Here is a 4,274-nt window from a genome sequence, read left to right as displayed (position 1 = left end):
AAACATATCTAACTATGTTCTATTAAAATGAACGAAAGTTCATTACTAAATGACGTTTAAGTTGATGGGCATGGGGTCACCATATCAAAAAAAGAAAATTGTACGTTAAGGAACCGGTTAATAATGTTGCAAATCTATTACTGATTTTTTCATAATGAACAGAATTTATTTACAACGGCATCCCAGGTAAAAATTTCGCTATTAATACCAAAATTGCGGCTAAGAATACCGCTTTAATAATGAATAGAACAATAATGGGAATTGATGCTTTCACCTTACTTAATCCAGCTGTAATGTGTAATCCGAGCCAAATTAGAACTAAATTCCATACATAGAATATTTCAATTGTATTACCAATTCCGTATGCAAATGTACCTTCCTTAAATAATAACCCTAAACTAGTATACTGAGTCGTTCCACTATCAAAGATTAGACTTAAAATTGTATTAATAAGGCCACCAATGATAAGGACAATATTTGTATAAACTACAATATTCAATAAAGTTTTGTAAGGCGTATCATTACCAAAGAATATCATAAATATTTTATAAATAGCTGCTATAAATAGTGTTCCAATCATCGCACCTGCAAAGCTGGATCCAATTCCAGAAATAACTTCTGATGTAAGTGAACTTTGTCCAGCGAGTTCACCCAATTCTTTTTTCATTTTAACCATCTCAGGTGATGTATACATAACATACGCACTTAAACCACCCAGGAGTCCTTGTAACAGTGCTACTAAAAAGAATACACCCCAAACCTTCTTACTTGTTTTCATTCTTTCAAACTGTAATCCAGGAGATGTAATCATTCCAAATAGTGATGGCTTTTTCGCACCTACATCTTGTGTGTTAATATTTGCTTCCATTATAACGCCTCCTTCTATATTATATAACTTGTTCTAACGGGCGGTTCACATTTTTTAAAGGCTGCTATCAACCGCCTACTAGAACAATATGTATATGTAGTAGAGAGACATATCTCTACTACACTAGTAAACTATTCGTAACGAAGTGCTTCAATCGGATCTAATTTTGCAGCTTTATTCGCTGGAATTAGTCCGAAAATAATACCGAGTGTCATGGAGAACAATACGCCTCCAACAACAACTTCCCATGAAACAAGCGGTGGCCATTTCGCAAATGTCGAAACGATATATGCCCCGCCATATCCAAGACCAATACCAATTAAACCGCCAAGAAGCGTTAACATAACTGCTTCAATTAAAAACTGCAATAAAATTTTACTACGTGTTGCGCCAAGTGCTTTACGTACCCCAATTTCACGTCTCGCAGTACAATGCGGCGAGACGAATAAGCCGCTACTTCCTCTTCATGCGTAACCATAACAATGGTCGTACCTTCTGCATTAAGCTTCGTAAAAATATCCATAACTTGCTCACCAGTTGGCTCATCGGCCATAATGAACGTTGGATTATTCGCAATCGCTCTTGCAATCGCTACACGTTGCTTCTGTCCACCTGATAATTCATTAGGTAAATGATGTACACGGTCTGCTAATCCAACTTTACCTAACGCCTCTAAGGCACGCTTACGACGTTCTGCTTTCTTCACGCCACCATATACGAGCGGAAGTTCAACATTTTCCACCGCAGAAAGACGTGGCAGTAAATTAAAATGCTGGAATACAAAGCCGATATATTCATTACGAATTAAAGCAAGCTTTGACTCGTCTGCTGTTAAGATATTCACATCATTCAGCATATATTCGCCTTCTGTTGGACGATCTAAACAACCAATAATGTTCATAAGCGTTGACTTACCGGAACCAGAAGGTCCCATAATCGAAACAAACTCACCACTCTGAATCGTTAAACTAATACCATGCAAAATCGGTACCGCAAGCTTTCCTTGATAATACGTCTTAGCAATATTATTTAGCGTAATCATTTCTCTTTCACTTCCATTCCGTCATACACGTTGTCGGAAGGATTTTTAACCACCTTTTGCCCCACTGTTACGCCTTCAGTAATCTCTGTCCAATCTCCATCAGTAGTACCTTTTTTCACATTTTGTTTACGAAGCTTTCCTTTGTCTTCGATATAAGCAAATGCATCTTCTTCCTTTTCTACAATGCTCTTGCTTGGAACAGCGATCATCGTCTTATTCTCTAAGTTTACTTGTAATGAAACATGGTACCCTGGAGATAAACCATCTTGACTATCAAGACTTGCTTTATATGTATATTGAGACATATTTTGAGTTCCTTCACCAGCAGCTTGAGCCATCTCTGCACTCGTTGGGAATTCGCTTACTTCTATAATCTTACCTGTCCACTTTTTCTTATTGTTTGCTTTCGCAGTGACAGTGAACGTTTGATCTTTTTGGATTTGTGATTTTTGAAGCTCTGTTAAAGTCCCTTGAACTTGGAACGGATCTTTAGAAGCAACCTGCAAGAATGCTTTCCCTTGACCACCTAACGCCTGAGATGAACTTTGCGCTGCATCCTTATCCAACTTCTGTACAATACCAGTAAAATTACTATAAATCGTAAGTTCTTTCTGTTTTTTACTTAACTCTTCTTTTTGTAACTTCCCTTTTTCTTTCTCAAGGTCAGTTGTTTTTTGCGCTATTTCTAACTCACTTACTTGCTCTTCCATTGGATCTGTTACTTCTTTTACAGCTCCGCTATCTTTCGCCTTCTTAATCTCTTTCTTCAGCGAATCAATCTTCTTTTTTCCTTGATCATAACGCATATCCGCCATCTTCTGATCAAGCTCAGCTTGCTTCATTTGAAGATTAATCTCTTTATTGTCATAAGAGAATAACTTCGTGCCTTTCTCTACCTCTTGTCCTTCTTTTACCTCAATATCTTTCACTTTCCCTTTGGCCGGATCAGCATAAAAGCTTTCAATATTACCAGGCTTCACCTGACCAGAAATTAACTTCGTATTATTCAGTTTACGCTCTGTCACTTTCTCAAAACTTACAGCATCAGCCGTTGTTGATGCGCCCTTCTTCTTACCTTGCATAATAAAAATATTAACTGCTGCCACAATAACAATTAGTACAATAACTCCGATGAGAATCCATTTTTTCTTATTTTTTTCGCTTACTTTCTCCATCCTACTCTTTAAACTAGGGTGAGTTTCAAACATATTATATGATTTCTCAGAAACTAAATAATTGTCTTTTAGACACTTCAAAGTACTTAAAGATATTTCATTCCCTACTATATTCGTAGCATATTGATCAGCTATATATTCTCTTCTTTGAGAAAACATGAAATGGAGAATAATTAATCCAACATATATAACAATGATAATACTTAAAGCTATCCATAATACATTTATTTTAAACAACAGTGGAGATACAATCAAAAGTAATAGTGGAGATACAATCAAAAGTAATAGTGGAGATACAATCAAAAGTAATAGTGGTACCCCTGCTAAAGCAAATGCTAAAGACATCACGTTCTTTATTAAATGATTATTTAAAACATGACAGTATTCATGCGCAATGACAAATTTTAATTGTTCTTTGCTTAGCTTATTTATTAAAGAATGATGGACAATGATGGTTGGTTTAGATTTTATATATAATACAACCGCCCCTTTAACCAAGCTACTTTTAGTAAGAAAAATGTCTATTGTAGATTCTTTATCAATTTCTAAAAGAATGTTTTTCAGATATTCCACATCTTTTTGTGGATTCATTTTTTAAAATTTAAGCAAAGAAATAATAGGAACAATAACACCAAATGAAAATAATAGTAATGAACCATTCAGTAAATATTGTACTGTACCAGAATCAAAATTATATGGTATTACATTGAATTTTAGAAGTAATGTAAAGATTAATAAACATGTGGATATAATTCTCAATAAACCCACAATTACACCTCACTTATATAAATAATGGACTTATAAGAGTCTCTATAACCGCTGCTATAAAAATTAAAAATGCACCAAAAAATAATAAACATATATTGAACTTTTTACGTATGCAAAATTTTTCTTTACCTAAAAATGCTATATAAGCAGCAATAAAAAAACCTAGTATTTCAGGTATACCATGAATAAGTAGAGGGAGTAGAACATGTTCAAAATCTTGGTGTAGTCCACCTAGATAGAAGCCAAATACCCCGCCATTAATGATTAAATTAATAATCGTAGGAATTTTAAGTAAAAAAATACCCGTTAACAAAAGAAGATAAATTTTAAAATTATCAAAGAATATTTGTAACTACTCAGCTTTTTCAGACAAAAAAGCAGGCCAAATACATGTTTCCGATTTGAAAACATGAAAAAAAAT

General features: G+C 34.4%; 4 protein-coding genes and 2 pseudogenes. All 6 read right to left on the bottom strand.

What is annotated here, in order from left to right:
- Positions 1-169 precede the first annotated feature (169 nt).
- A complete protein-coding gene (gene yknW, locus JDS99_RS29910; protein WP_199696369.1) occupies positions 170-868 on the bottom strand; it encodes a YknW family membrane protein in 699 nt (232 codons plus the stop codon).
- A 131-nt stretch (positions 869-999) separates the two neighbouring features.
- A pseudogene (locus JDS99_RS29905) lies at positions 1,000-1,287 on the bottom strand (ABC transporter permease); the annotation flags it as partial.
- A complete protein-coding gene (locus tag JDS99_RS29900) occupies positions 1,224-1,910 on the bottom strand; it encodes an ABC transporter ATP-binding protein (protein ID WP_199696368.1) in 687 nt (228 codons plus the stop codon). The pseudogene JDS99_RS29905 and the gene JDS99_RS29900, both read right to left, overlap by 64 nt.
- Entirely contained in the window at positions 1,907-3,085 is a 1,179-nt protein-coding gene (locus JDS99_RS29895; protein WP_199696370.1) for an efflux RND transporter periplasmic adaptor subunit, read from the bottom strand. Before JDS99_RS29895 ends, JDS99_RS29900 begins: the two co-directional genes overlap by 4 nt.
- Positions 3,080-3,676 (bottom strand): annotated as a pseudogene (locus JDS99_RS32870) (M48 family metallopeptidase); the annotation flags it as partial. The gene JDS99_RS29895 and the pseudogene JDS99_RS32870, both read right to left, overlap by 6 nt.
- A gap of 190 nt (positions 3,677-3,866) precedes the next feature.
- Positions 3,867-4,199: a stage II sporulation protein M gene (locus JDS99_RS29885; protein WP_345943246.1), complete on the bottom strand. Its 333-nt coding sequence runs from the start codon at positions 4,197-4,199 to the stop codon at positions 3,867-3,869.
- Positions 4,200-4,274: the final 75 nt, after the last annotated feature.

Source organism: Bacillus cereus group sp. N6, assembly GCF_016483705.1.
Lineage (GTDB): Bacteria > Bacillota > Bacilli > Bacillales > Bacillaceae_G > Bacillus_A > Bacillus_A wiedmannii.
Note: the sequence above shows the minus strand (reverse complement) of the source record. Positions and strands in the feature narration are given on the sequence as shown.

Coding starts and splice junctions, on each gene's coding strand:
- yknW (WP_199696369.1), bottom strand. CDS start 868: ATGGAAGCAAATATTAACACACAAGATGTAGGTGCGAAAAAGCCATCA.
- JDS99_RS29900 (WP_199696368.1), bottom strand. CDS start 1,910: ATGATTACGCTAAATAATATTGCTAAGACGTATTATCAAGGAAAGCTT.
- JDS99_RS29895 (WP_199696370.1), bottom strand. CDS start 3,085: ATGGAGAAAGTAAGCGAAAAAAATAAGAAAAAATGGATTCTCATCGGA.